This window comes from Paenibacillus sp. P4_E11 (assembly GCF_056401635.1).
On the sequence record NZ_JBFUIX010000436.1, the window covers coordinates 1 to 1,580 of the forward strand.

At 48.7% G+C, this 1,580-nt stretch carries 2 protein-coding genes; both read left to right on the forward strand.

All coding sequences use genetic code 11. The features are described 5' to 3' along the window. Positions 1–1,060: MFS transporter (locus AC1DWB_RS34850; RefSeq protein ID WP_477545647.1), on the forward strand; the 1,060-nt coding region annotated here is incomplete at its 5' end. 170 nt (positions 1,061–1,230) lie between these two features. After that, the coding region (locus AC1DWB_RS34855; RefSeq protein WP_477545648.1) for a glycosyltransferase at positions 1,231–1,580 on the forward strand (350 nt) is incomplete at its 3' end.

Sequence of the window (1,580 nt, forward strand, 5' to 3'; positions counted from 1 at the left end):
GGATTTGCATGTTAGCATCCCATCCGCAGGACAACTCATTACTATGTATGCTCTTGGGGTAGCAATCGGCGCTCCTATCCTGACAGTCCTCACCCACCGAATCCCGCAAAAGAAACTATTATGTCTACTCATGGTTTTGTTTATTCTCGGCAACGGAATCTCTGTGTTCGCTCCAAACTATGCGATTATGATGGGTGCTCGCATAATAACCGCATTGACGCATGGGACATTCTTTGGCGTTGGGGCGGTTATCGCCTCCAATCTTGTAGGTCCAAACAAACGTGCCGGCGCGGTATCTATAATGATGGCCGGTCTAACTATTGCAAATATTATCGGTGTTCCACTTGGGACATTTATCGGTCAACACTGGGGGTGGAGATCCTCGTTTGGCGCAATTGCAATTATGGGAATCATTGCATTGATCGGCATCCTTATCTTCATACCGAGAATCCGGCTAGACAAACCAGCGAGTATCGTTCAGCAGATTACCGCTCTTGTTAAGCCCAAGCTCCTTCTATACCTGCTGATCGGAGCACTAGGCAACGCCGGCCTTTTCTCTGTATTTACTTATATTACACCTCTGCTTACGCAAGTCACCGGCTTTGCCGAGCATAGCGTAACTTGGATTCTAGTCCTATTCGGCTGCGGAGTGACCATCGGTAATATCGTCGGCGGGAAGCTCGCGGACTGGAAGCTGATGCCCTCCATACTGGGACTTTACTTTACGATCTGTGTCATCCTTACCCTCTTCACCTTTACCCTTTACAGTCCAATTGCCGCCGTTGTGACCATTTTTCTATGGGGTGCTGCTTCCTTCGCAGTGTTTCCGGGGCTGCAAGTACGAGTTATGAGCCTTGCGCAGGCGGCGCCAGCACTTGCCTCTACTTCAAGTCATTCAGCCGGTAATCTAGGAAATGCAGCTGGCGCTTTCGTTGGGGGATGGGTCATTACTCATCTGTCTATTACATCCCTCCCTTGGGTCGGTGCCATGCTCGTAGGAGTGGCTCTGATATTGGGAATTGCTTGCTATGTCGCAGAACGCAAACCCGCTGTGGTGTAATCCTTTTCCTAGCTTGATATAACGAAGCCACTCCATCAATCCATACGGAGTGGCTTCTATTTGCTGTTTTCGAACCGCTATTTCTTTATGATTCCTTAAAATTTGTCTGCACGTTAGTTAATACTTCCGTTGTAATCTAAAGCCAATGGGTCATGTCGAGGAGGGGTTTCATGCGAATCGCCTTATTTTCGGATACTTATTGGCCGCAAGTGAACGGGGTTGCCATGACATTGAAGCGGCTCACGGAGCACTTGGAACGCCGGGGCGTAGATTGTCGAGTTTTTGTACCACGATGTGGTGAAGAGGAATCGGTTACGAGTAATGTCCGAAGTTTGTTCAGTCTTCCGCTAGTCCTGTATCCGGAATGCCGTGTTGCCCTTCCGAATTATCCTTCCATCTCTAATCAGCTACAACAATTTCAGCCCGATCTGATCCACATCGCAACCCCATTTAATATCGGACTTTGCGGACTCTATTACGCCAGAAAATACGATATCGCGCATGTCGCCTCCTACCATAC